Below are 24365 nucleotides of genomic sequence, written 5' to 3'. Positions count from 1 at the left end.
CTAACCATGTAGGCTTTTCGAGCAGTTAATAGCCAGCTTCAATTTTAGGCCGATTGGTATCGTTTTTATATTGCGCCAATAAGTCGCGCAATGCGTTCATCAACACACTGGTATCTACTCCCACAGCCACAAACTCTGTACCTAAATCTAAATACTGCTGCGTAACTTCATGCGTGGTGGATAAAATTCCTGCCGCCTTACCTGCCATACGAATCCGTTTAATCGCATCGATCACGGCTTTTTGTACTTCAGGATGATTCGGATTGCCTTCATAGCCCATGGTGGCAGATAGATCCACTGCGCCAATAAAGATACCATCAATCCCCTCGACTTGTAAAATCGCATCTAAGTTTTCTAAACCCGCGACAGATTCAATTTGAATCAGCAAGCAGATATTTTCATGGGCTGTGGCATAATAATTGGGAATACTGTTCCAACGTGTGGCACGCGCCAGCGCCGCCCCAACCCCACGGATTCCATAGGGCGGATAACGTACGGCTTTGACCATCAGCTCAGCTTGTTCAACGCTTTCAATCATTGGAATCAGTAAAGTCTGCGCGCCAATATCTAATAGTTGCTTAATTAACTGCACGCTGCCAATGGGTGGACGCACCACAGCTTGTGATGGATAGGCCGCAATACTTTGTAGCTGCGCCAATGTAGTTCTTAGATCACTCGGTGCATGTTCACCATCAATCAATAACCAGTCATAACCAGCATTGGCGGCAATTTCAGTGCCATAAGCATCAGCAAGCCCAACCCATAAACCAATTTGCTGTTGAGTCTTTAAGCGCTGTTTAAAATGGTTCTCAAATCTCATATTGGCTGTCTTCATGTGTATTCTTGTTGTTATTAATACGCCTTTTTTGACCAATGACCAAGTCTAAAATACAGTGAGAGCTGTGAATAAAAGCTTAAATATCTGCCCAATAACATGAATTTTATCCTAAAATAACTTAAAAATAATTTTGGACGTTGTACATGAATCTGCTTAAAGTTTTACAAAGTCGTTATACCACTAAAGCCTATGATGCGAATAAGAAAATTCCGGCTGAGCAGTTTAATCAATTGCTTGAAGTTTTGCGTCTTGCGCCCTCTTCAATTAATATCCAGCCATGGCATTTTTTTGTCGCTGACAATACAGCAGCCAAGCAACGCATTGCGCAAGCTTTAGTGGGTAAATATGCCTATAACGCGCCTAAGGTTTTAGATTCCTCACATACCATTTTATTTTGTACCAAAGCAGATATTAATGCTGAGCATTTAGAGCAACTGTTACAGCAAGATGATCAAAGTGGGCGTTTTAAGGATGCACAAGCCAAACAAGGGCAAAAAGACACGCGTACAGGTTATATTGATTATTACCGCAATGAAAAAGGTGATATTGGGCGCTGGGCAGAGAATCAGACCTTTATTGCTTTAGGCCAAATGCTGCTTGCCGCAGGCATTGAAAACATTGATACTACGCCAATTGGTGGTTTTGATGAGCAGATTCTGACGCAAGAGCTTGGGCTGGATGCTTTAGGTTTAATTCCATCTGTACTGCTGACTTTAGGTTATCGCAGTGAAAATGATTTTAATGCCAAACTGCCTAAATCACGCCTACCTAAAGCACAAATTTTTACTCATCTATAAATTGTTACAACTTGGGCAAGTTCGCTTGCCCATTGGTCGCTTCATGACTTAATTTCTTCACAAAAATCGAGTATATTCTATACAAAATAAAAACGGTAGAATAACTATGTCAATTATTGCTCCCTTGCCCGTGAAATTTGAATGTGGCAGCTGTCATCAAGTTTATATGCGTCTTGAACAGGCACATCCTTTACATCAATACCCGTGCTGTCCACATTGTTCAGCTCAAGGGCGTTTGTTAGGTAGTGCAGAAACTATTGATCTGTTTATGCACCCTGTGCTGGTTGCCAAAAGTTACCTACATGTTACATTGCAAATGCTAGGCAAAATACACTGATTAAAGCCAGACTCAAGCCAAGTACCGAACTTGGTTTGAGTTGTTCCTTAAATAGCCACACACCAGCCATAACGCCCAAGACCACCACTAAAATATTCATACCGGCAAATACAATCGCAGGACTGTCTTTGAGCAGCATATGTGCTTTAACATACAGTGCAATATTGGCAAAATTTAAGCAGCCTAAAATTAAACCCGCCCCAATATTATTTAAACTTCCCCAAGTTTTATAGCGAAGCCTAATAAAGCTCAAAGAAATGATAAAAGCACAAATAAACATCAGGTTTAGAGCCACACTCAATTGCACCCCTAAACCTGTGGTATATTTGAGCAATACATCGACTAGCGCATATCCGATCCATACCAGTAGCAAATACACTAAGCTCTGAGAGGATGCCTGTTGGCCGCCACGATGTGAGTATAAAATTAAAGCAATAGCCGCTAGCCCTAAAGCAATACCAAGTAGTTTTAAAGCATTAAAACTCTCATTAAAAACAAAATAGGCTGCTGTTAAGGACAAAGTCACGGAAAGTCGCTGGGCGATTTCAGTTTTTAAAATTCCAGCATGGTTTAAGGCTTGAGATAAACATAAAAAAATGCTGGGTAAAGTGATCCCTAAAGCGATAATGAGCCACCACGGCGTATCATGTATAGAAATATGGGTTAAATCTGGCTGAAACCACAGCCAACACAAAACACTCGCGCTTAAATAATTCCAGCTAATCATGTGTAAGGGCTGATAGCCTTTTAATTTGGCGATTTTTAGAAGAATTGATACCAATACACTGCATAAAGCAGCAGAAAAAATAAATACCATACTTGTTTTAGCATCCTAACTGCCGAAAAAAAGCCCACATAGTGTGGGCTTTTTTTACAAGATAATCTATAGCAAATTATTTGCCGTAGAAACCTACCATTTTCTCTAAAGAAATTGGACGGATCTTGTCTGCATTACCCGCAGTACCAAATGCTTCGTAACGATCTACACAGATTTGTTTCATTGCTTCAACAGTGGCAGCAAAGAATTTACGTGGATCAAATTCAGCTGGTTTTTCAGCCATCATACGACGCATTGCACCTGTAGAGGCTAAACGTAAGTCAGTATCGATGTTGATTTTACGCACACCGTGTTTGATCGCATCAACCAATTGCTCAACAGGTACACCGTAAGTTTCGCCGATGTTACCACCGTATTCATTGATCACTGCTAACCATTCTTGTGGCACAGAGCTTGAACCGTGCATCACAAGATGGGTATTTGGCAATGCCGCATGAATTTCTTTAATACGGTCAATGGCTAAAATATCACCTGTAGGTGGACGCGTGAATTTGTAAGCACCGTGTGAAGTACCTACCGCAATCGCTAAAGCATCCACATTGGTGTCTTTAACGAATTGAGTTGCTTCTTCAACAGAAGTTAATAGTTGAGAATGATCTAAAACGCCTTCAGCGCCTACGCCATCTTCTTCGCCTGCCATACCTGTTTCTAGGCTACCAAGACAACCAATTTCGCCTTCTACAGAAACGCCACACGCGTGTGCCATTTGTACTGTACGACGGGTCACATCCACGTTATATTCGTATGAAGTTGGTGTTTTACCATCTTCACCTAGTGAACCATCCATCATCACTGATGAGAAGCCCAATTGAATTGAACGTTGGCACACATCAGGGCTGGTTCCGTGATCTTGGTGCATTACCACAGGAATATGTGGCCATTCTTCGATTGCCGCTAAAATTAAGTGACGTAAGAATGGAGCGCCTGCATATTTACGCGCACCTGCAGAGGCTTGCACAATAACAGGTGAGTTGGTTTGATCAGCAGCAAGCATGATCGCACGCATTTGTTCTAAGTTGTTTACGTTAAACGCTGGTACGCCGTAAGCATGTTCGCCGGCGTGATCCAAGAGCTGGCGCAATGAAATAAGAGCCATAATATCCTCCCAGGTAATGCGGCATATTCTACATGGTCATGCCATGTAATTCAGCAACAAAAAACACTATTTCATAAAAAATCCCCGCGATTGCGAGGACTTTTAGGCACTTCACTGATGTTAAGGTGCGCTCTATTGCACCTTTGGCTCAGCATCAGCGATCTCTTGAGGTACATCTGTATTGTTTTCATCTAATACAGGTTGATCGATAGCATCAATTGCTGCTTGTTGTTCTGCAGTAACAGTCGTAGCTTCAGTGGTTGCCACTTGTTCTGCACCTGCCTCTGCTGGTGCTTCTTTTTTACCACAACCTGTTAAAAGTAATGGACCAAGGATAAGTGCTGCAAGCGTGATTTTCAATTTCATCTAGTTTTCCTAGCAACAAGGATGCTTTAAGTTGAGCAGATTCTAAAAACTTAATATGACACTTTGATGAAGACCAATAAAAAAAAGGCTGACCGTAGTCAACCTCTTTGATTTAATCAACCGAAACTTATGCGCGTTCGATCAGCGCTGCAACTGCAGGTAGGGTTTTACCCTCTACAAACTCTAAGAATGCACCACCACCTGTAGAGATGTAGCCAATCTTGTCAGCAACTTCATATTTATCAATTGCAGCTAAAGTATCACCACCACCGGCAATTGAAAAACCAGCAGATTCAGCAATTGCTAAAGATAATGCTTTTGTGCCTTCGCCAAATTGATCCACTTCAAACACACCCACTGGGCCGTTCCAAAGAATGGTTTTAGAGGTTTTTAAGATCTCTGCAAATGCTTGCGCAGTTTCTGGACCTACATCTAAAATCATATCGTTATCAGATACATCTGCTACTTTTTTTACAGTTGCTTTGGCAGCAGCGAGTGAACCTAAGAAGTCATCAAAATTGATTTCTGAAGCATCAGCAACAACAACATCCGTTGGAAGCGGTACAGAAACTTTGGCAGCAATGGCTTTGGCTGTGTCGATTAAATCATTTTCACATAATGATTTACCTACGTTATAGCCTGCTGCTGCTAAGAATGTATTGGCAATACCACCACCTACGATCAATTGATCACAGATATCAGAAAGCGACGTTAATACGTCAAGTTTTGTTGAAACTTTAGAACCTGCAACAATCGCCACCATTGGTTTTTCAGGCGTTTGTAAGGCACGGCCTAAAGCATCAAGTTCGGCTGCCAGTAAAGGCCCTGCTGCGGCAACTTGAGCAAAACGTGCCACGCCTTCAGTTGAAGCTTCAGCACGGTGCGCTGTACCAAAAGCATCCATGACAAATACGTCGCAAAGCGCGGCATATTTTTGTGCAAGCTCTGGATTATTTTTCTTTTCGCCGTGGTTAAAACGTACGTTTTCAAGTAATACCACTTGACCTGGCGCTACCTCTACGCCATCTAAATAGTCAGTGAATAATTTCACTTCTTGACCAAGTGCTTGTGTTAAATACGCAGCAACTGGCGCAAGCGATTGCTCAGGTTTTGGCTCGCCTTCTACAGGACGACCTAAGTGTGAGTACACCATGACTGCAGCGCCTTTTTCTACAGCGGCTTTAATTGTTGGCAACGCGGCACGTAAACGCGCATCACTGGTAATTACGCCATTTTTTACAGGAACGTTTAAGTCTTCACGGATTAGAACACGTTTGCCTGCTAAATCGAGGTCAGTCATACGCTGAAAGTTCATGTATAGCTCACTTTATAAATATCAAAAACGCGGTGATTTTAAATGATTATGCAAAAAAAGGTTAGCAACTTTTGTATAAAAGCCGCCTAAATGCAAAGTTTTGCTATGATAGGCAAAAGTCTTTTCTGATTTCAGCGCCTATGTCGATTCATCCAGATCCAAAACTCAATCGTTTTAATGTGTTAGGTGAGCCTTTAGCCAGCTGTTGTTATGATCCGATTACAGGATACTTTCGCAATGGATTCTGCCACACTGCCAGCACTGATCTCGGTCAGCACACCATGTGTGCCCAAATGACCGCAGAATTTCTCAATTTTTCACAAAAAATTGGCAATGACTTAATTACTCCTTTGCCTGAGGTGGGCTTCGCTGGCCTACATCCGGGTGATTTTTGGTGTATTTGTGTCAGCCGGTGGGTAGAAGCCTATCAAGCCGGCGTTGCCCCGCCTGTTAAGGTACAAGCGTGCCATCAAGCCGTTTTATCTTACGTCCCTCTTCACGTGCTTATGGAATATGCAGTGTAATGAATAATTCTTCAATCATCTTGGCTTCATCAAGTCAAACGCGTAAAGCCTTAATGGATCGCTTACATCTTGATTATCAAACTATCGTGCCAGATATTGATGAAAGCCCACAAGGTGAAAATCATGCTGATGATTTAGCCAAACGTTTAGCTTTTGAAAAAGCCAAAGCGATTAGCGAATTACATCCTGAGGCGATTGTGATTGGTTCTGATCAAGTAGCTTGGCGTGAGGGTGCACCTGATATTTTTATGGGAAAACCGTTAACTGTTGACAAGGCCATTCGTCAGCTACAAGCCAATTCAAATAAAATTGTCTACTTTAGTACAGCTTTAAGCGTGCAACAGAAATCAACGGGTTTTAAAAAAACCATTGTTGAACACTATAAAGTCAAGTTCCGCCGCCTGTCTCAAGCTGAAATTGAACGCTATATTGAAATTGAACAACCGTTACACTGTGCCGGTAGTTTTAAATGTGAAAGTTTAGGCATTAGTTTATTTGAAGAGATGATTGGGCAAGACCAAACCACATTAATGGGTATGCCGATGATTAAGCTGTGCCAAATTTTGCGTGATTTAAAGGTTTTAGTGCCTTAATCTAGGCTTTTTTTTGTAAAAAGACCGAGTCATTTAACTTGGTCTTTTGATAATATTTTAATAAAAAAGTCTCAAGCATATTTGATCTGCACAGCATTTTTAAGTGAAATAGCAATAGCTTGTTTTATATTTAATCTTTCTACATAAAATCGTGAAGTATCGTGTAAATACTAAGCGTGGAACGATCTAATTTACTTAAAAAGCCCAACTGCTTAAATCTAGGTTTTTTGATTAAATCATTGAATTTTATAAACTAATAAGACTCATTTCGTATAACCGGTATTATGTTAATTTTAGAAATAATTAAAAGTTTGGAAATACTAGTAAAATGCAACTTATAGAAATAGAGCCTTATTTTTGGGAACTATATGAGGATAGCGAAAATATATACCTCAATGTTTGTATAAATATGAGTGCAGTTTCTTGGGCGAAAACGATCTGCCTAGATAAACAAACGATTCAGCAATATCAGACTCAAGGAAAAAGTTTTATTGATGACTTAGCTAAAAGAATTGAAAGCAGCCAATTTAGAAAAGATTATGAAAGATTTTACTCATATCCAGATGCTGCCAAAGAACAGAAAGAGCGAATGCTTCAAGCATTTAATGAATATAAGGCTAAGCAAAATTAAAGCCATTTAACATAATGGCTGTTATACGAAATTTCACTACTCTCAGCAGGTAAACAATCAAATGCCTTATCAAAACTTAAATATTATGTATGACTTTGGACCGATCGATATAAAGGTCATAGAGAGTTTTGAGCAAGATAATAAAATTAATTTTCCTTTAAATTATAAAAAGCTGATTGCTTCCCACAATGGCGTGCAATTTATGGAGAATAGCTTTGAATATAAAGATTCTAACAATATACTCGAAGAATCTAGCATAAGCTTTTGTTGTTTTGGAAAGCCAATAGGAGGTGATGATATTGAAAACTTTCAAGATCAGGATATATATGGGCATGACAGAGTAGTCATCTTTGGACTCAATGGTGGTGGTGACTATATCGGATTTGACTACCGATCTGACGTTAATCGTCCTAACATAGTTCTTATCCACCATAATCAATATATTAAAGATCAATATGGACAACCTAAATTAAAATTAGTCGAAGTCTCTGATAGTTTTGATAATTTTTTAAGTTTGCTAAGATAAATGAAATTATTAACATAAAATCTCTTATATAAAATTAACATATAAGCCCAAATAAATGTCCAATTTCTTAAGAATCACTGTTCCCACCAATTCTAAATCTCCTTGCATTATGCTGGCCTATAAGAAAATACAAGCTTTTAAAGCCCTGTCACTTGCAGAACTTATAGCGTTCAAGGGACAATAAGCAAAATTTAGTTGTAGTATGTGTTATGTCCCAAACTTTAGACGTCTTAGGCGGTATCAGCGCTGAACAATTCCTTGCCGAATATTGGCAAAAAAAACCTCTCCTGATTCGTAATGCCATGCCTGAAATTGTTGGCTTGTTAGAACCAAACGATGTCATGGAATTGGCACTCGATGAAAACGTCACTGCACGTTTAATCAAACAAAAAGACCGTGATCCAAATCAATGGTCAGTCAAATCATCACCTCTACTTAAAGCCGATTTCCAAAAAATGCCTAAACTTTGGAGCGTTTTGGTTCAGGCTGTCGATCATTATTCTTTTGATTTAGCAGCACTTTGGAAAAAGTTTCCTTTTATTCCACAGTGGCGTCGTGATGACATCATGGTTTCTTATGCACCCAAAGGTGGTTCAGTAGGTAAACACTTCGATTTTTATGATGTGTTCTTAGTACAAGCTCATGGTCATCGTCGTTGGCAGCTTGGTCAAATGTGTGATGCCGACACCGAGTTTTTAGCTAATCAGCCATTAAAATTATTGCCAGAAATGGATGTGCATTTTGATGAAGTGTTAGCACCGGGTGATATGCTGTATGTTCCACCGGGTTTATCGCACTATGGTGTGGCTGAAGATGAATGTCTGACTTTCTCTTTTGGTTTCCGTATGCCAAATGTCAGCGATATGATGGATCGCGTCAGTGATAAATTCTCTGCCAATGAAGTGTTACGTAATCCAATCCGCGATATTATTCGTGATCAACTCAGTGCGGCGGGTGAAGTCACTGTAAATGAATTGGCATATTTAAAAGACAAGCTCATGGCACAGCTGCAAAACTCAAATGTGCTTGAAGATGCAATTATGAGTTTAATGTCTGAAGCGAAATATCCTGAAAATATTCCTGAAGCTGAAGAAATTGGTACGGGTGACCTAGAAGATGCTTTAGGCTTAGGCTATTCATTGATGCTAGAACCTGCATCGCGCCTCTTGTATAGCGAAGAAGACGGTCAAACCTTGTTTTGGGCCAATGGTGAAGGCTTATGTCTAAGTGATGCCTCAAGCGATATTTTAAAACAATTGGCAGATGGCGAAGTGGTATTGATGGACGATCGCTTCTATGATGCTGATTTATTAGAGGATATTGCAAGCTTACTCAATGAATCTATTTTGATGTTATTACCTGCTGAAGACCAGCAAGCTTAAGACATCAGAGAAATGCCCAAGTTCGCTTGGGCATTTTTATAATAAGCCTAAATTGCGCGCTGTACTGACCGCTTGCATGCGTTTGGTCACCTCAAGCTTCCGATAAATATGTTTAATATGGCTATCAACTGTATGCCTGGAGACATACAGTTTTTCGGCAATTTGTTGATTAGATAGCCCTTCTGCCACCAGTTGTAAAATTTGTTTTTCTCGGTTGGTCAGTTCAATTTCAGAGCTAACCAGTGCGTGAATATTTTGTTGCTGCGGCAGTTGCTGTAATAATGACGCTAATAGCCGTCTGGTAATCGCGGGGTCAATCGGGGCATCGCCACTGCTCCAACTTCGCAATGCTAACAGCATTTCTGCATCATCACGTTCAGATAATGTACACCCTGTTACCCCTGCATGAATCGCACGAATAATGCCATCACTTTGACTTAAATCTGCCACTACAAATACATCTTTACTCTGCTGTAATAAACGATGTAATACCGCGTCTACCTCAGCTGCGTTTAAATCAATAATCCATAACTTTTCATGATGATGCTGTAGTGTGCTTTGCTCAAAAAGCGTGACTGTGACATGGCCCATATGTTGAAGTAAGGCATAAAAACGCTGAAAAAATTGCACATCTTGGCTATAAATCCCGATCGGGTTTGCATACTGCTGTGTTTGGCTCATCTTGAGCTCCCCCAATTATTTCAGCTGATCAGGTCATCGCTCAGCTGGATTATTTTAAACTTATCATTTATTTTTTTATCAATCATAATTTAAATTGGGTAGTTTTAATATCCCTTGATTTAAAAATACTTTCACAATTCCCTACTTGAGCGTGTACTTAAATCTTGGCACAGTAGCTAAAACGACAAAAATAGGACACGCTGAAATGGCAGGACCGGCTCAACTCGTCAGACATAAATTACTTAATACTTTCTTTTCACGACATTCGATTTGGTTCGCTTGTATTTTTTTAGCATTATTTCTTACTTGGTTACGTTTATATTATGACCCGCACTATTTGTATTATTTTATGTCAGATACAGTCATCAATAGTATTTGGCTGATCACTGGTCTACTCAGCTTAGTGGGTTTATATGATGTGCTCCAAAATAAGCATTCTATTTTAAAAAATTATCCAATTATGGGACATTTTCGCTTTTTATTTGAAGATTTCCGTCCTGAGATTCGTCAATATTTTATTGAATCTGATCAAGATGCGCTGCCTTTTTCACGTATGCAACGCAGTCTGGTCTATCAACGGGCTAAAAATGAAAATGCCGATAAGCCTTTTGGCTCGATTATTGATGTCTATCAAGCCGATTATCGTTTTATGACCCATGCCCTCAACCCGTGTAAACCTGCAGACCCACAAAGCTTTCGTATTACCATTGGTAATCACGCCTGTAGCCAACCCTATTCAGCCTCTATTTTTAATATTTCTGCCATGAGTTTTGGCAGTTTAAGTGCCAATGCCATTCGAGCTTTAAATAAAGGCGCACAGATGGGGAATTTTTATCATGATACAGGTGAAGGCAGTATTAGTCCTTATCATTTAGAACATGGTGGCGATATTATTTGGGAATTGGGAAGTGGTTATTTTGGCTGTCGAACTTTAGATGGCCAATTTGATCCAGAGAAATTTGCTAAACAAGCTGCTCTCCCCCAAGTTAAAATGATTGAAATTAAACTATCACAAGGCGCGAAGCCTGGTCACGGCGGTATTTTACCTAAAGATAAAATTAGTGCAGAAATTGCGCAAATTCGAGGAGTGAGTCGTGAGGTAGATTGTGTTTCGCCATCACGTCATCCTGCTTTTAGCACCCCCATTGAAATGATGCACTTTATTCAACAATTACGCGATTTATCCGGTGGTAAACCCGTGGGCTTTAAATTGTGTATTGGGCAACCGTGGCAGTTTATGAGTATGGTCAAAGCCATGCTACATACGCAAATTATCCCCGATTTTATTGTGGTGGATGGCGCTGAAGGTGGCACAGGAGCCGCGCCTATTGAACTAATTAATCACATGGGAACGCCGTTACGAGAAGGCTTATTATTTGTACATAACACCTTGGTAGGTGCAGGTCTACGCGAGCAAATTAAAGTAGGCGCCAGTGGTAAAATTATTAGTGCTTTTGATATTGCCAGCATTATGGCCACCGGAGCCGATTGGTGTAACTCAGCACGTGGCTTTATGTTTGCTCTTGGTTGCATTCAGGCACAGAGTTGTCATACCAATCAATGCCCTGTTGGTGTGGCTACCCAAGATAAAGATCGCCAAAAAGCGCTGCATGTCGACACCAAAGCTGAGCGTGTGTTCCATTTTCATCAAAATACCATGCACGCCTTAGCTGAAATGATTGCCTCAGCAGGTTTATGTCACCCTGCCGATGTAAAGGCTCATCATTTAGCACAGCGTGTCAATGATCGCGAAATTAAAAACTATGCCCAATTGCATTTTTGGCTCAAGCCCAATGAGTTATTAAATCCACATTTAAAAGATGAAGATAATTTCTATTATCGAATGTGGAATTTAGCTCAATTAGAACAGTTTTAAAAAAAAGAGGCTTACAGCCTCTTTTTCATAGGTATGTTAATAATAATCGCCACTGCTTTGGGCATGTAAAAAGGCAGGAATCAATCCGGTGAGTGCAGCACGAATATCAGCGCGCTCATTGATCAACTGATGTGAGCCTTCTTCTAACATTAATAAAGTTTGCAGACGGAATTTTCGTCGAATAAATTCAATATTATAACGCCAGTCTACGGTCTGATCCTGCGCCCCTTGCGCGAGCCAAACAGGAATACGGCAAGCTGGGCGCAATTCCATTTGCAGCATCCATTTTGACATGGCTAAAATCCAATCCATGCCCATCATGCGCGGCTGTAACGGATCTTTTAAACGGATAAAGCGTAAAAACTCTGGATTATGGTTATTGCGTCTAAAATGGCGTGGCACTTGGCGTTTAATACGACGAATAATCCCCAATCCCACAGGATTATGCCACCAGGCCGATTTGGCCGGACGAATTAAAGGCGATAAGAGCAACACACGCTGTACAAAAGGATTTTTACGTTGCTCAGCAAAATCAAGTAAATGATGCATCCAAATTGCCCCACCAGTACTTTGTCCAATTCCCAGCCAAGGACCAAGCAACTGCGGTGCATCTTTGACCCGATGATAGACCGCATGTAATACTTGTTGATAATGATCAAAATTTTGGATATTGGCCGGTGAACCATCACTTAAGCCATGCCCTGGCAAATCATAGGTTAAAACACTAAAACCTTGCGCGAGCAATTCATGGAAGATCGGCTGATAAATCCCACTATGTTCTAAGTAACCATGTAGTACCCATACCGTGCCTTTAACCTGCTCCACTTTGGGCTTAAACACTTGTACATGCAGCTTAAACAATGGCATTTGAATAAAGCCCTGCCAGTGCTCAGCCTCCAATTGATCCAAACCATATAAGCGCCGATAGGCTTGAATTTCTACAGAAGGTTGATCTGGCTGAGTTAAGTTTAATTCAGGTAAAAATTGTGGTGTCTGTTCACGGCTCGGTACCGGCAAATTAAGTTGTTTTAAGATACTCGGATTTAAAAATGGAATATTGGACATTTATGGCACCTCGCGGCAATCGCTTGAGCCTAACAGTACATCACGTAGAGTGGCTAACATTTCATAATTGGCACGGCGGCTATGATCATAATTTTGCATACTGGGTTGCCACTGGGTTAATTCGGTGGGCATTGGGGCTTCAACTGGCACAGTATGAATGCCATTTAAAGCAAATAAACGCCGAGTACGTGGCATATGATAAGCATCAGTAATTAAAATCACGCGTGGCGCACCACCTTTTTTTTGTAATAATAAAGAACTAAAACGACTATTTTCACAGGTGTTCATGCTACGATTTTCCAAAAGCTGAGCATCTAGTCCACGTAGTTTTAACCAGCGCTGCATATAAGGTGCTTCAACTCCACTGAGTACAATAGGCAACATTGGATATTGTTTGGCCATGCCTAAAGTGGTTTCCAAACGTAAGCGCGTATAGTCATTGACAATAATATCTTTGCCATTTTTGGCTAAGGTCAAACCGCCCCCTAACACCACAATGGCATAAGGTTCATGCGCTGTCTGTGTCAGTTGTGCATTCTGTTGATGAATCAGTGCAATATCTTGGAAAATCTCTTCATCTACTGGCGTTGCATCGATGTCAAGCGGATGCGTGATTAAAAAATCACGATATTGCTGCATGAGTGCTTGATTGGCTGAGCTTTGTAAATCAAAGCTGTAAAGCTGATTTTCTTGGGCTAATGATGCTTCATGCTCTGCGGCAAACAAGGGCAAAGCCAACTCATGTTGAGTACGCTCCTGCTTTTGCGCCTCAATTTTTTGTTGTAAAGCCTTATAACGTGCATGCACCAAGGTCAGCGTATGTGAGTTATTGCTTTGCATCTGCTGTTTCATGACAGCCAGATAGGCTTGGCGCGCAATCCACAGCTCAGAGCCCGGCTCCAAATTTTCTGAAGGACTAAGCACACCACGCTTTTGACTGCTGGCCGCTACTGGATTGACATCTACCGGCACAAATTGATTCAGTGTTTTCACCACCAATTTTGAATAAAACGGTGAATATAAAAATACAATAAATACACCGAGAAAGACAAAAAAGATCGCCGCAAAGCGCACCAATCGCAACATCAATTAGGCGTCCGTATGCGCACAAAGTGAACCATCTTTTGCAAACAGCACGGGCTCAGGTTCAAGCTGAATATGGAATTTACGATACACATCCTGCTGTACCGCACGGTAAGTGGCCTGTACATCGCTTAGGTTCGCATCGGCATAATTGACCAAGACCAAGGCTTGTTTATGAAACATGCCCACTTTGCCCAATTGTTTGCCTTTCCAACCCGCTTGATCAATGAGCCAACCTGCAGCCAATTTAACCTGACCGCTGGCCTGCGGATAGTGTGGTAAATGAGGAAATTCATGCGAAATTCGCGCAAAGACTTGTGAAGTCACCACTGGATTTTTAAAGAAACTACCGACATTTGGATAGTCTTTTGGATCTGGCAGTTTACTTTGACGGATCTGAATTACTTGTTGTTGTAGGTTTTCTAAGGTTTTTTCTTCGCCCACTGCTGCTTTTAAGTCGCCATAGCCAAGCTTCAGTTCGGCCCGTTTGGGTAAATGAAAGGTAACATGGGTAATAATGTAACGATCTGGCTCATCTTTAAACACACTATGTCGATAAGCAAAATCACAATCAGCCGCTACAATGGAACGTAACTGCTTGTGTTGACGGTCGTAGACTTGGACTGACTGAATAAATTCACCCGCCTCAACCCCATAGGCACCAATATTTTGTACCGGTGAAGCCCCCACCAAACCCGGAATCAGGGCTAAATTTTGTAATCCATATAATTGTTGGCGTGTCGTCCACAGTACAAATTGATGCCAGTTTTCACCTGCACCCACCCGTACAGTCTGGTACTCAGCATCATCTGCGACAACATCAATGCCTTGAATATCCATATGCAAGACTAGACTGTGCACATGCTCAGGCAAAAGCATGTTACTGCCACCTGACAACACCAAAATATTTAAATCAGTTAAATGCGCATAAGCCACAGCATCCAGCACATCCGCCACATTTTGAATTTTAACGTAGTGGGAGGTAATTGAGCTTAGACTTAAGGTGTTAAACGGTTTAAGTTGCACGTTGTTTTGAATATTCATGGCTTCTCTTAAACCTGTGAATTTTGTTGTTGAAAATAAGCGACCCATGCGCGACTACTCGATTCACACTGATCAAGTGCCCGTTCAAAACCAGCGCTACCACCATAATACGGATCAGGTACAGCTTGATTTGGATAGATCGGATCATGTGCGCTCATTAAAGCTAACTCAGCTCGTACAAAACCAAAGTGCTGTTTGGCTTGTTGTGCTAAGGCCTCTAGATTCTTTAAGTTGTCATGATCCATCGCTAAGATCAGATCAAATTGAATAAAATCATTAAGTTGAATCTGACGTGCACGCAAGTGCGATAAGTCATAACCACGCAATTTTGCATGCTGTTGACTGCGTAGATCAGGCGCTTTACCGGGATGATAATTACTGGTCCCAGCAGAATCGATATCGATGGAGAGTTTTTCTGCCTCACAATGTTGCCTAAGCACCACCTCTGCCGTAGGAGAGCGACAGATATTGCCTAAACATACACATAACACCTGATAGGGCGTTGGGGATGACATAGAAAACCTCACAACATATAGAGCAGTCTATGTTACGAGATTTGGGGCAAAAATCCTATTGTCTTTGGCAGGATAAATGTGGAATTAGGTATAAATTTACTGCAAATAATCGTGCTATAGGCGCAAAATAAATCAGCTAAAATACTGTTCACCCCTGCTTAAATGACAGCGTTGACTGATATTGATTCCACCCATTTCTCTCAAGCTTTGACACTGTTAGCGTGTAGGGGCGTCCAAAATATCTACCACCACTTCATCTTCTAGATTTAAACGCACTACACCATGGGCGTTGACTAAGCGTTGCTGGGTTTGAATACGTTGCACCATTTTTTCTAACACTTGAATCAGTTCTGGATATTCAAAATTTTGCACTTCATCTAAATTTAACAATAGATGAAAGCCCTTATATTCATAATCGAACCAACGCTGATATTCGGTTTGGCGTGCGCTGTGTTTTTCCATGACCTGCCAAGTTTTTACTGGCAACTGAATGCCTTTTAAAAACATGGGTTGTTTAGGCGCACATAGAAAATCATCTTTAATTAAATGATAGGTATCATCGGAAATCAGAATTTCATCTACATCGGCTGCGCTTTGTAAGCGGGCAGCCAAATTGGCATCACGCCCAACGATGGTATAGGCCATACGATGCGAAGCACCATAATTCCCGACGTGGCAGTAGCCTGTACTAATCCCCATACGAATATGTAAGGCTGGATAGCCCATCTTGATCCAACGTTCACGTAAAATTTTCATTTGCTGACGCATGGCCATTGCCATATCTACACAGGTCTTGGCATCTTGCTCAACCCCTTGTGTGGTTGGATCACCAAAGAAAATTAAAATTGCATCGCCCATAAATTTATCAACCGTTGCCTCATATTGTTTGGCAATTTCGGTCATATGACTTAAATAATCATTCAGGACAAAGGCAAGATCGTCAGGAATCAACGTTTCTGAGAGTTCTGTAAAACCTTCAATATCTGAAAAGAAGATGGTCATTTTTTTACGTTTGTATTCAATTTTGGCTTCGGTTTCACCTTTCATAATCGATTGCCACAATTGCTGCGGCGCATAACGACTCAGTTGGTTAGCAAACTCCATATAGCGATTCATTTGTGAATAATAGTATTCACGTTTTTGTGAAGCGCTATAAACACGGCGTGCTTGATAAACGGACCCTACAGTAAAATAAGCAATTAAACAAATAAAGGCCAAAACCGTAAGTTCTGTAGAGGCTGAGGCAAAATACTCCCCAAAACCAAAGACAAAAATATTGGCAAGATAAAAGACAGTAATGCCCCAAAGTCCTGCCAAAGACATCATAAAGAAGGAAATTTTACTATTAACTGTACTGTAAATCAGCGCAGCAAAGGTACAAAAGGTAATTATCAGATTTAAATGTACTGCAGAGAGCACCGCTGCAACCATGGCAATATCTATTAAAAACAAGATATTGCGTTGTACTTGCACGCTATAGCGATACTGTAACCACTGCGCTAAACGTGGGCTAAGTAACAACACCACCATAAACAAGAGTGGTAAATACAGGGGTGCATAGCTGCCATCAGTGGTAAAGGTATAAACCAACAAACCCAAGGACAACATCGAATATCCCATCAAACGATGGAAATAGCTAAATTGCTTGGGTTCGCGATCTAGCCAATAATCTAATGGCAACACGAGTTCGTCCTATAGCGCAGACTTAGTCCATACGCCAATCAAATGGCATATCACCTTGACCACGTAGGGCTAACATTAAAGTTTGACGCATATGCGCTAACACTTCATTGCTATATGGCACAGCCGGCGTACCCCATACTGGTTTTGGCCATGCCACATCATTTTGGTAGCGCACCACATGATGAAAATGTAGTTGTGGCACCATGTTACCTAAAGCAGCAACATTCATTTTATCGGCACGGAAAACACGTGATAATTGGCTAGATAACCAGCTTGATTCACGTAAAAATTGTTCTTGGTCAGCTTGGCTGAGTTCGTATAATTCTGTCACCCCTGGTACGCGTGGAATTAGAATAAGCCAAGGGAACTGCATATCATTCATTAAACGACATGTAGAGAGCGGAAAGTCGCCGACAAAAAATGTATCTTGAGCAAGTTGTGGATGCAAACTAAACATATTCTTTATTTATGACGCAAAATGAAAGTGATGGCTAATACTATCACATCAATTTCGCCCTGAGTACGCCCGAATAAAGCTTTCAGTATAAATATCAAAATACAACGGGCAAAGCTTTCACCCTGCCCGAGCTTTAAGCCGAGCCTCTTAAGCTTTAGCGATGTCTTTGAGTAAATAGTCCAGCATATCATTGACAAACTGCAAGCGTTTTTCAGGCTCTTCTTGCAACAGCATTACCTTTAAACGCTGTCCACCTTGCATCCTAAAATAAGTTGGGTGTTGTTGCATCATTTGAATAATGCTGCCCGCTTGTACTGGAGTATCGGGCGAAAACTCAAAATGCCCACCATGTGCACTTAAATCAATTTTGGTAATACCTAAAGTTTCTGCTTTTAAACGAATTTGATGCACCGCAAATAAATGTTTGACCGCCTGCGGGGCAATACCAAAACGATCAATCAACTCCATACGAATATGATCAAGTTTGTCTTGGGTGGTGGCATTACTGATACGCTTATAGAACAATAAACGCTGATGCACATCACCTAAATACTCATCTGGAATTAAAGCCGGTAAATGCAGGCTAATTTCTGAAGTCAGCGCCAGCGGTGCATCAAAATTCGGTGTTTTACCGTTTTGAATGGCTTTGGTGGCTTTTTCCAGCATTTCCATATACAAGCTATAACCAATGGCATGCATCGAACCACTTTGCTGTTCACCTAATAGCTCACCTGCACCACGAATTTCTAAATCTTCGGTGGCCAACATAAAACCCGCACCTAAAGTTGAAGCACGTTGAATGGCATCAAGGCGTTTTTCGGCATCGCCTTTTAAGCCTTTTATTGATGGCACCAACAAATAGGCATAGGCTTGGTGATGCGAACGCCCGACGCGACCACGCAATTGATGCAACTGGGCAAGCCCTAATTTATCGGCACGTTCAATAATAATGGTATTGGCATTAGGGACATCAATGCCTGTTTCAATAATGGTTGAGCAGACCAAGACATTGTATTCTTTGTGATAGAACTGCTGCATGACTTGCTCAAGTTCACGCTCACGCATTTGCCCATGGGCTACAGCTACCCGCGCCTCTGGCACTAGATGACGAATATTTTCTGCCATCCGTTCAATGCTATCGACTTCGTTATGTAAGAAATACACCTGACCACCACGTAGCAATTCACGTAAAATGGCTTCTTTGACAGATTCATCGGTTTGTTCTTGCACAAAGGTTTTGACTGCTAAACGACGCGCGGGTGGTGTGGCAATAATAGATAAATTACGCATACCACCAAACGCCATATTTAAAGTACGCGGAATTGGTGTTGCAGTTAAGGTCAGCATATCCACATCGGCACGCATGGCTTTAATACGTTCTTTATCACGTACCCCAAAGCGATGTTCTTCATCGACAATCATTAAACCTAAATCAGAAAACTCCACGTTTTCTTGCAAGATTTTATGCGTGCCGACCACAATATCCACTTTGCCATCTTTTAAATCTTCTAAGGTTTTGAGATGACTTTTACTCGAACCAAAACGTGATAAGACTTCAATACGTACTGGCCAATCTGCAAAGCGATCTTTAAAAGATTCATAATGCTGCTGTGCTAATAGCGTGGTAGGCACCAATACCGCCACCTGTTTGCCATTTTGCACCGCCATAAAGGCTGCACGCATCGCCACTTCGGTTTTACCAAAGCCAACATCACCACAGACCAAACGATCCATCGGTTTGGCTTGTTGCATATCGTATAACGTGGCTTCAATGGCATTGGCTTGATCTAAAGTTTCTTCATAAGCAAAGCCTGACGCAAATTGCATATACATTTTTTCATCTACCTCAAAACCAAAACCGGGTTTGGCATGACGACGTGCTTGAATATGTAATAATTCTGCCGCAACATCATGAATTTGCTCGAGTGCTTTACGTTTGGCTTTGTTCCAAGCATCCGAACCAATTTTATGCAGCGGTGCCGAATCTGGATCACCACCGCTATAACGGCTAATCAGATGCAAATTCGTGACAGGCACATACACTTTGGCGCCATCGGCATAATCGAGTTGTAAAAACTCATGATCTTGCCCATCAATCTCTAAAGTCACTAAACCTGCATAACGACCTACACCATGATCGATATGCACCACAGGCGCACCAATCGACAGCTCGGTTAAGCTCTTAATTAAATATTCTTCGGAAATCTCATGCTGGCGTTTACGACGACGCTGCACCACACGATGTTCATAGAGCTGATTTTCGGAAATCACACTGAGTTGATCAGTGATGAGTAAACCACGATCTAAAGGCGCATGAGTGATAGCAATGGCAAATAAGGACTGCTGAAAGGCCTCAAAGCTCTCTACCACTGGAATTTCGCCCAGGCTGCTACGTAGGGCATCTTTTAAGGTTTCACGGCGCCCGGCACTCTCTGTAACCAATAACACCGGATGATTGGCCGCATCGACATAGGCTTTGACTTCTGCAAATGGTTTCTCACGCTTTGGATCTACCGGTAAACGTGGCGGGGCTTGGGTAGCTAAATTAAAATGACCCGCTTTATCTGTACTAAAAGCCTCAGGTGAAGCGATTAAACGCGGAAAAGTATTCAGTTTCTCTAAAATACTATTGGGTGCTAAAAATAGTTGTTCAGGCGGTAATAACGGCTGGTCGATATTATGACGACGTTGTTCATAGCGCGTGACGACATCTTTATAAAAATTGCTCCACCCCTCTTCGGCATATTTATCAGTAATCACAATTGCAGAGGCGGGTAAATAATCAAATAGCGTACTTTGGCTTTGCATGGCTTTGGCATCAAAGAACAGCGGTAAGTAAAATTCAATCCCCGGTGACGCAATACCTTCTAATACGTCTTGATAAAGTTGATTTTTTTTAGGATTGGCGCTTGGGAAACTTTCCGCATAACGATCACGAAACAGGCTACGCGCTTCTTTGAGTGGGAACTCTTTGGCTGGTAACACGGTAAAGTGTTGTAAGGTCTTGGTAGTGCGCTGAGTTTCTGGATCAAAGAATTTTAGGCTTTCGATTTCATCATCAAATAAATCAATCCGAATCGGGGCTTCTTGTCCAGAGGCATAAATGTCCATAATACTGCCACGCACTGCAAATTCACCATGGTCATACACCGTATCTACCAACTGATAGCCGGCTTGAACCAAACGTTGTTTTTGCTGCTCTAAGGCAAACTTTTGCCCCACATGAATATCAAAGTGTTCGCCTAAGACCCAAGACGTCGGAGCCACACGTTGAGCCAAGGTTGAGGCAGAAAGCAATAAAATACCTTGCTTTGGCATATTGGATAAGATCGCCAAACGCTCAGAGACAATGTCTTGGTGTGGCGATAAGCGGTCATAGGGCAGAATTTCCCAATCAGGGAAAATGGTGGGTTTAAGCCCATAAAATTCAAGCTCGCTTTCAAGCTGGGCCAAATGCTGATTATTACGTGCCACCACCACCAAAAGCTGCGGTAAATTTTTGGCGATTTCTTTCAATAACAGCGCGGCGGCTGAACCTTGCAAATTACCGATCCAGCGTTTTTCGCCGACTTTAAGTTGTTTTAATTGAAGCTGTGTAATGGAATCTTGAAACATGGCCATTCTAAGCATGAAAGACAGGCTTCTATCTTAACATGATGTTTTTCAAGCTTTATGTAATTTTTATGTGCAATCGATTATCCACATTGACCTAACGTTTTTCACGTAGAAATTGACGGTAGTAATCACCTAAAAGTGCAATAATCGCTTTAAACTCAGTTAAGTTTTCTGGTGTATTGCCTAAACGTGCCACATAACGGCCTGTGGCCATTTCCAAATCAATTTTTTCATTAATCAGCATGGCGGCAAAATAGAGCGCTTTTAAATCATCAAATTTTCTTAAGCGACGGTTGGAAAAATACTCCAAACGCTCAGACAACGTCTCATTTAATACCACACCGCCTACACTATAACCAAGACTGTCATCCCATTCTATGTGATGCTCACGCATAAATACCAATCGTGGATCTTCTTTAGTTTTAAACAACTGACGTACTTTATCAAACATCGTATTTACCTTACTAAGCCAATGCACAGTGTAACTGCTTTTAACCGGACATAGCATACTGCGCTACTTATACTCAGGCCATTGGTTTAGTTTTTAGCAAGCCCATTAGTCCAAAGATAAATTACTTAATAAAAAACCCATGCTATTGCATGGGTGTTATAACCATTAGAGCTTAACCAAGGCTTTACGCGAAATAATCATGCCATTGTTATCAGCATATAAATAATCGCCTGAGCGGATGACAACACCAGCAAAGCTTAAGGTTAAATCCACTTCACCAACACCTTTGCGGGTACTTTTTTGCGGCGTCGCTGCCAAGGCATATACACCTAAATCCAGCGCCGCAATAGCATCAACATCACGTACACAGCCATAAATTACCACGCCGTTCCAATGATTTTGCACTGCAGATTCTGCAATCAAGTCGCCCATTAAGGCACAGCGCATCGATGCCCCACCATCGACCACCAAGACTTTACCAGTACCATCGCTTGCTAATAACTCTTTAACACGAGAATTATCTTCGTAACATTTGACCGTCACCACCTGGCCACCAAAGGTTTTGCATGCCCCATAGCTTTTAAACGCTTTACCATCAATGGATGGTGAAAGCACCTGTAAATCAAGCTCTGGATGATCGTCAAGTAAATCGCAAGTTACAAATGCTGCCACGTGCTTAACCCTCTATTATGTTTCATATTGTTGTATACGCAAATTAGCATAAATTTCACACGTTTTATCCTGATTTTGCGCAGCATCGACCATAGTATGAGCCACTTGTTGGGCAGTGACGGGGCGGTACTTCAAGTTTTTAGGCAGATGATGGGCAACTTTCTGATACAGCTTTTGTCCCAAATCCTCTAAAATTCGCCTCTCTTCACGTTCTCCAATTAACAAAGACGGCTGAATAATCGACAAACGGTATAAATTTAAACTTTTTAGCTTATCTTCAAGCTGACCCTTGACTTTTGCATAGAAAAATAACGATTTTGCACTGGCATTCATACTACTCAGTAGCAGAAAATGTGTCTTTGTATTTAAGAGTAAATGGGCAATATGCGCATTGATTTTGTAGTCCACATTGTAAAAGGCGCGTTTAGAACCTGCTTGCTTTATTGTGGTACCCAAACAGCTAAATACATGACTATAGCCACTTAGCTGCTCAGAATTGAGCAATAAAAAGTCATCTAACACAATTTGTTGAATTTTTTTTTGCTGTAAAAATACTTTATTTTCACGGCGTACAATCAGTGTGATTTCTTCACAGCAATCTAGTGCATTCAGTTGTAAAACCAAGGCCTTGCCCACCAGTCCAGTGGCGCCAACCACCAAGACTTTTTTGATCGAATTAATCATTTTTTGTACAATCTCCACTTAATCTGAGTAATCTTAGGTTTTCTTTAAGTTTTTTATACGGCTAAAATGGCATCACGGCGTGTCAAGGCTTGACTTAACAGCAATGTTAAATCAAAATATGGCACTTGTTTACGGGCTGGGTATAGTTCTTCTGATGTTGGTTTTCAGTTGAGTTGCAGCCCGCCCAGACTAATCTATTTCAAGGAGTGCACGAGTGGCAAACTCTGCTCAAGCTAAAAAACGTGCTCGTCAAAACGTTAAAGCACGCAAACACAACGCAAGCTTACGTTCTATGGTTCGTACTTATCTTAAACGTACAGTAGCTGCTATTGCTGCTGGCGATTATGCTGTTGCTTCAGAAGCTTACAAAACTGCGGTTCCAGTAATCGATCGCATGGCTGACAAAGGCATCATCCATAAAAACAAAGCTGCTCGTCATAAGAGCCGTTTAAATGCACAAGTTAAAGCATTAGCTAACTAATTTATGCATTAAAAAAAAGCCCTTTTATAGGGCTTTTTTTTATTGTGCAGCATTAAATTTCGCAATATCAAGACAATGTAATTGACCACGCCAAATCCATTTTAATTGACACTCTAAAAACTCACCCCCTTCAAACCAGACAAATAACCCCTCCATCATCTGTGGCCAATCTTCTACCGTTACTTCATTGCGTTCAGAAATAATGGCTAAAATTGCGGCAATAATGGTGTCATGGCTCACTGCCAAACTCAAACCATAGCTATTGCGCGGATGAGTGTTATAAATCAATTCTAGTACATCAACCACACCGCTAATCGGGTGTTTCATGCCAGGTAAGGCATTATTGACAAAGCTATTGATGAATCCTAAAGCACCTTGGCGTTTAAAATATGGCCCTGCTTTTTTTATATCTAAGACAAAACTGCCCGGTTCAACCAATAAGCCTTGCTCTACAATTTCAATATGATGCGTATTGACGGTATCTACAGTATCAGCACCTTGAATCATTAAGGCAGCTGTATCAACACAACGCTGAATGGGGCTTGAAATACAATGCTGAATTTGGCGACCACTCTTGGCAATTAAATATTCACCCCACGCCTCAGCCAATTCACGCCCTTGTCTGGTAAGTTGTAGGTCATAACCTGCTAAGCCTTGCCCCTTCACGTCTTCACGCAAGGAATGCCGCGTAAACAGCGTGACAGGCGTCTTAGGATCTGGGAGTAGATCCAGTGCATGTAACATGCTGCTAGGAAGCAAATCGAGTGCCATAGTACTGTCACAATGAAAAGATAGACTTCACTATAACATGTTCA

Annotated in this window: 26 protein-coding genes; 9 read left to right on the top strand and 17 right to left on the bottom strand. The window is 41.3% G+C overall.

Going from position 1 to position 24365, the window contains the following annotated elements; all coding sequences use genetic code 11:
* Positions 1–25: 25 nt before the first annotated feature.
* Positions 26–820: a 4-hydroxy-2-oxoheptanedioate aldolase gene (gene hpaI / locus AC5YCD_RS05955; protein ID WP_496129145.1), complete on the bottom strand. Its 795-nt coding sequence runs from the start codon at positions 818–820 to the stop codon at positions 26–28.
* Positions 821–981: 161 nt separating this feature from the next.
* On the opposite strand from hpaI, the gene nfsB reads away from it, so the two are divergent.
* Both nfsB and AC5YCD_RS05945 read left to right on the top strand, forming a co-directional pair.
* Positions 982–1635 (top strand): oxygen-insensitive NAD(P)H nitroreductase, encoded by a 654-nt coding sequence (gene nfsB, locus AC5YCD_RS05950; protein WP_496129144.1) that lies wholly within the window; start codon positions 982–984, stop codon positions 1633–1635.
* A gap of 106 nt (positions 1636–1741) precedes the next feature.
* Positions 1742–1972 carry a hypothetical protein gene (locus tag AC5YCD_RS05945; protein WP_496129143.1) on the top strand — a complete coding sequence of 77 codons (231 nt, stop codon included), beginning with the start codon at positions 1742–1744 and terminating at the stop codon, positions 1970–1972.
* Here AC5YCD_RS05945 and AC5YCD_RS05940 read toward each other — a convergent pair.
* The 4 genes from AC5YCD_RS05940 to AC5YCD_RS05925 form a co-directional block, all read right to left on the bottom strand.
* On the bottom strand, positions 1941–2789 hold the full coding sequence (locus tag AC5YCD_RS05940; RefSeq protein ID WP_496129142.1) for an EamA family transporter: 849 nt from the start codon (positions 2787–2789) through the stop codon (positions 1941–1943). The two genes, AC5YCD_RS05945 and AC5YCD_RS05940, sit on opposite strands and share 32 nt — an antisense overlap.
* Positions 2790–2865: 76 nt before the next feature.
* Positions 2866–3906: a class II fructose-bisphosphate aldolase gene (gene fba / locus AC5YCD_RS05935; RefSeq protein WP_496129141.1), complete on the bottom strand. Its 1041-nt coding sequence runs from the start codon at positions 3904–3906 to the stop codon at positions 2866–2868.
* A 132-nt stretch (positions 3907–4038) separates the two neighbouring features.
* A complete protein-coding gene (locus tag AC5YCD_RS05930; protein ID WP_496129140.1) occupies positions 4039–4272 on the bottom strand; it encodes a hypothetical protein in 234 nt (77 codons plus the stop codon).
* Between the two features lie 127 nt (positions 4273–4399).
* Entirely contained in the window at positions 4400–5587 is a 1188-nt protein-coding gene (locus tag AC5YCD_RS05925; protein ID WP_496129139.1) for a phosphoglycerate kinase, read from the bottom strand.
* 140 nt (positions 5588–5727) lie between these two features.
* Here AC5YCD_RS05925 and AC5YCD_RS05920 point away from each other — a divergent pair, with 140 nt between their 5' ends.
* The 5 genes from AC5YCD_RS05920 (at position 5728) to AC5YCD_RS05900 (ending at position 9243) form a co-directional block, all read left to right on the top strand.
* Positions 5728–6111, top strand: coding sequence for a DUF2237 family protein (locus tag AC5YCD_RS05920; RefSeq protein ID WP_496129138.1), 384 nt, complete (start codon positions 5728–5730; stop codon positions 6109–6111).
* The gene (locus tag AC5YCD_RS05915) at positions 6111–6704 is read left to right on the top strand and encodes a Maf family protein (RefSeq protein WP_496129137.1); all 594 of its coding nucleotides are present in this window, start codon (positions 6111–6113) and stop codon (positions 6702–6704) included. Before AC5YCD_RS05920 ends, AC5YCD_RS05915 begins: the two co-directional genes overlap by 1 nt.
* Before the next feature lie 328 nt (positions 6705–7032).
* The gene (locus AC5YCD_RS05910) at positions 7033–7335 is read left to right on the top strand and encodes a hypothetical protein (RefSeq protein ID WP_496129136.1); all 303 of its coding nucleotides are present in this window, start codon (positions 7033–7035) and stop codon (positions 7333–7335) included.
* 61 nt (positions 7336–7396) lie between these two features.
* Entirely contained in the window at positions 7397–7861 is a 465-nt protein-coding gene (locus AC5YCD_RS05905; RefSeq protein WP_496129135.1) for an SMI1/KNR4 family protein, read from the top strand.
* 209 nt (positions 7862–8070) lie between these two features.
* On the top strand, positions 8071–9243 hold the full coding sequence (locus tag AC5YCD_RS05900) for a ribosomal protein uL16 3-hydroxylase (protein ID WP_496129134.1): 1173 nt from the start codon (positions 8071–8073) through the stop codon (positions 9241–9243).
* A 36-nt stretch (positions 9244–9279) separates the two neighbouring features.
* On the opposite strand, the gene AC5YCD_RS05895 is transcribed toward AC5YCD_RS05900, so the two are convergent.
* Positions 9280–9924, bottom strand: coding sequence for a response regulator transcription factor (locus AC5YCD_RS05895; RefSeq protein ID WP_496129133.1), 645 nt, complete (start codon positions 9922–9924; stop codon positions 9280–9282).
* Between the two features lie 205 nt (positions 9925–10129).
* On the opposite strand from AC5YCD_RS05895, the gene AC5YCD_RS05890 reads away from it, so the two are divergent.
* Positions 10130–11800, top strand: a complete 1671-nt coding sequence (locus AC5YCD_RS05890) for an FMN-binding glutamate synthase family protein (RefSeq protein WP_496129132.1) — start codon at positions 10130–10132, stop codon at positions 11798–11800.
* Between the two features lie 36 nt (positions 11801–11836).
* On the opposite strand, the gene AC5YCD_RS05885 is transcribed toward AC5YCD_RS05890, so the two are convergent.
* From AC5YCD_RS05885 to AC5YCD_RS05840, 10 genes are all read right to left on the bottom strand, one after another.
* Complete coding sequence (locus tag AC5YCD_RS05885; protein ID WP_496129131.1) at positions 11837–12865, bottom strand: alpha/beta hydrolase; 1029 nt, start codon at positions 12863–12865, stop codon at positions 11837–11839.
* Positions 12866–13951, bottom strand: coding sequence for a YdcF family protein (locus tag AC5YCD_RS05880; protein ID WP_496129130.1), 1086 nt, complete (start codon positions 13949–13951; stop codon positions 12866–12868).
* 3 nt (positions 13952–13954) lie between these two features.
* Positions 13955–14992 (bottom strand): UDP-N-acetylmuramate dehydrogenase, encoded by a 1038-nt coding sequence (murB, locus tag AC5YCD_RS05875; protein WP_496129214.1) that lies wholly within the window; start codon positions 14990–14992, stop codon positions 13955–13957.
* 8 nt (positions 14993–15000) lie between these two features.
* A complete protein-coding gene (locus AC5YCD_RS05870) occupies positions 15001–15507 on the bottom strand; it encodes a low molecular weight protein-tyrosine-phosphatase (RefSeq protein WP_496129129.1) in 507 nt (168 codons plus the stop codon).
* Positions 15508–15723: 216 nt separating this feature from the next.
* Complete coding sequence (locus tag AC5YCD_RS05865) at positions 15724–17187, bottom strand: adenylate/guanylate cyclase domain-containing protein (protein WP_496129213.1); 1464 nt, start codon at positions 17185–17187, stop codon at positions 15724–15726.
* A gap of 25 nt (positions 17188–17212) precedes the next feature.
* Complete coding sequence (locus tag AC5YCD_RS05860; protein WP_004976660.1) at positions 17213–17647, bottom strand: HIT domain-containing protein; 435 nt, start codon at positions 17645–17647, stop codon at positions 17213–17215.
* 147 nt (positions 17648–17794) lie between these two features.
* The gene (gene mfd / locus AC5YCD_RS05855; RefSeq protein ID WP_496129128.1) at positions 17795–21262 is read right to left on the bottom strand and encodes a transcription-repair coupling factor; all 3468 of its coding nucleotides are present in this window, start codon (positions 21260–21262) and stop codon (positions 17795–17797) included.
* Between the two features lie 94 nt (positions 21263–21356).
* Entirely contained in the window at positions 21357–21713 is a 357-nt protein-coding gene (locus AC5YCD_RS05850) for a hypothetical protein (protein ID WP_496129127.1), read from the bottom strand.
* Between the two features lie 165 nt (positions 21714–21878).
* Positions 21879–22385, bottom strand: coding sequence for a ribonuclease E activity regulator RraA (rraA, locus tag AC5YCD_RS05845; protein ID WP_496129126.1), 507 nt, complete (start codon positions 22383–22385; stop codon positions 21879–21881).
* Positions 22386–22400: 15 nt separating this feature from the next.
* Positions 22401–23069: an NAD-dependent epimerase/dehydratase family protein gene (locus tag AC5YCD_RS05840; protein WP_496129125.1), complete on the bottom strand. Its 669-nt coding sequence runs from the start codon at positions 23067–23069 to the stop codon at positions 22401–22403.
* A gap of 214 nt (positions 23070–23283) precedes the next feature.
* Between AC5YCD_RS05840 and rpsT the strand changes: the two genes are divergently transcribed.
* Positions 23284–23550: a 30S ribosomal protein S20 gene (gene rpsT / locus AC5YCD_RS05835; RefSeq protein WP_122897879.1), complete on the top strand. Its 267-nt coding sequence runs from the start codon at positions 23284–23286 to the stop codon at positions 23548–23550.
* Between the two features lie 39 nt (positions 23551–23589).
* Here the strand turns inward: rpsT and AC5YCD_RS05830 are convergent, their stop codons facing one another.
* A complete protein-coding gene (locus AC5YCD_RS05830; RefSeq protein ID WP_496129124.1) occupies positions 23590–24321 on the bottom strand; it encodes a phosphoglycerate mutase family protein in 732 nt (243 codons plus the stop codon).
* Between the last annotated feature and the right edge of the window lie 44 nt (positions 24322–24365).

It is taken from the genome of Acinetobacter sp. CY05, from assembly GCF_059515805.1.
This window is presented reverse-complemented; position numbering and strand designations above follow the sequence as displayed.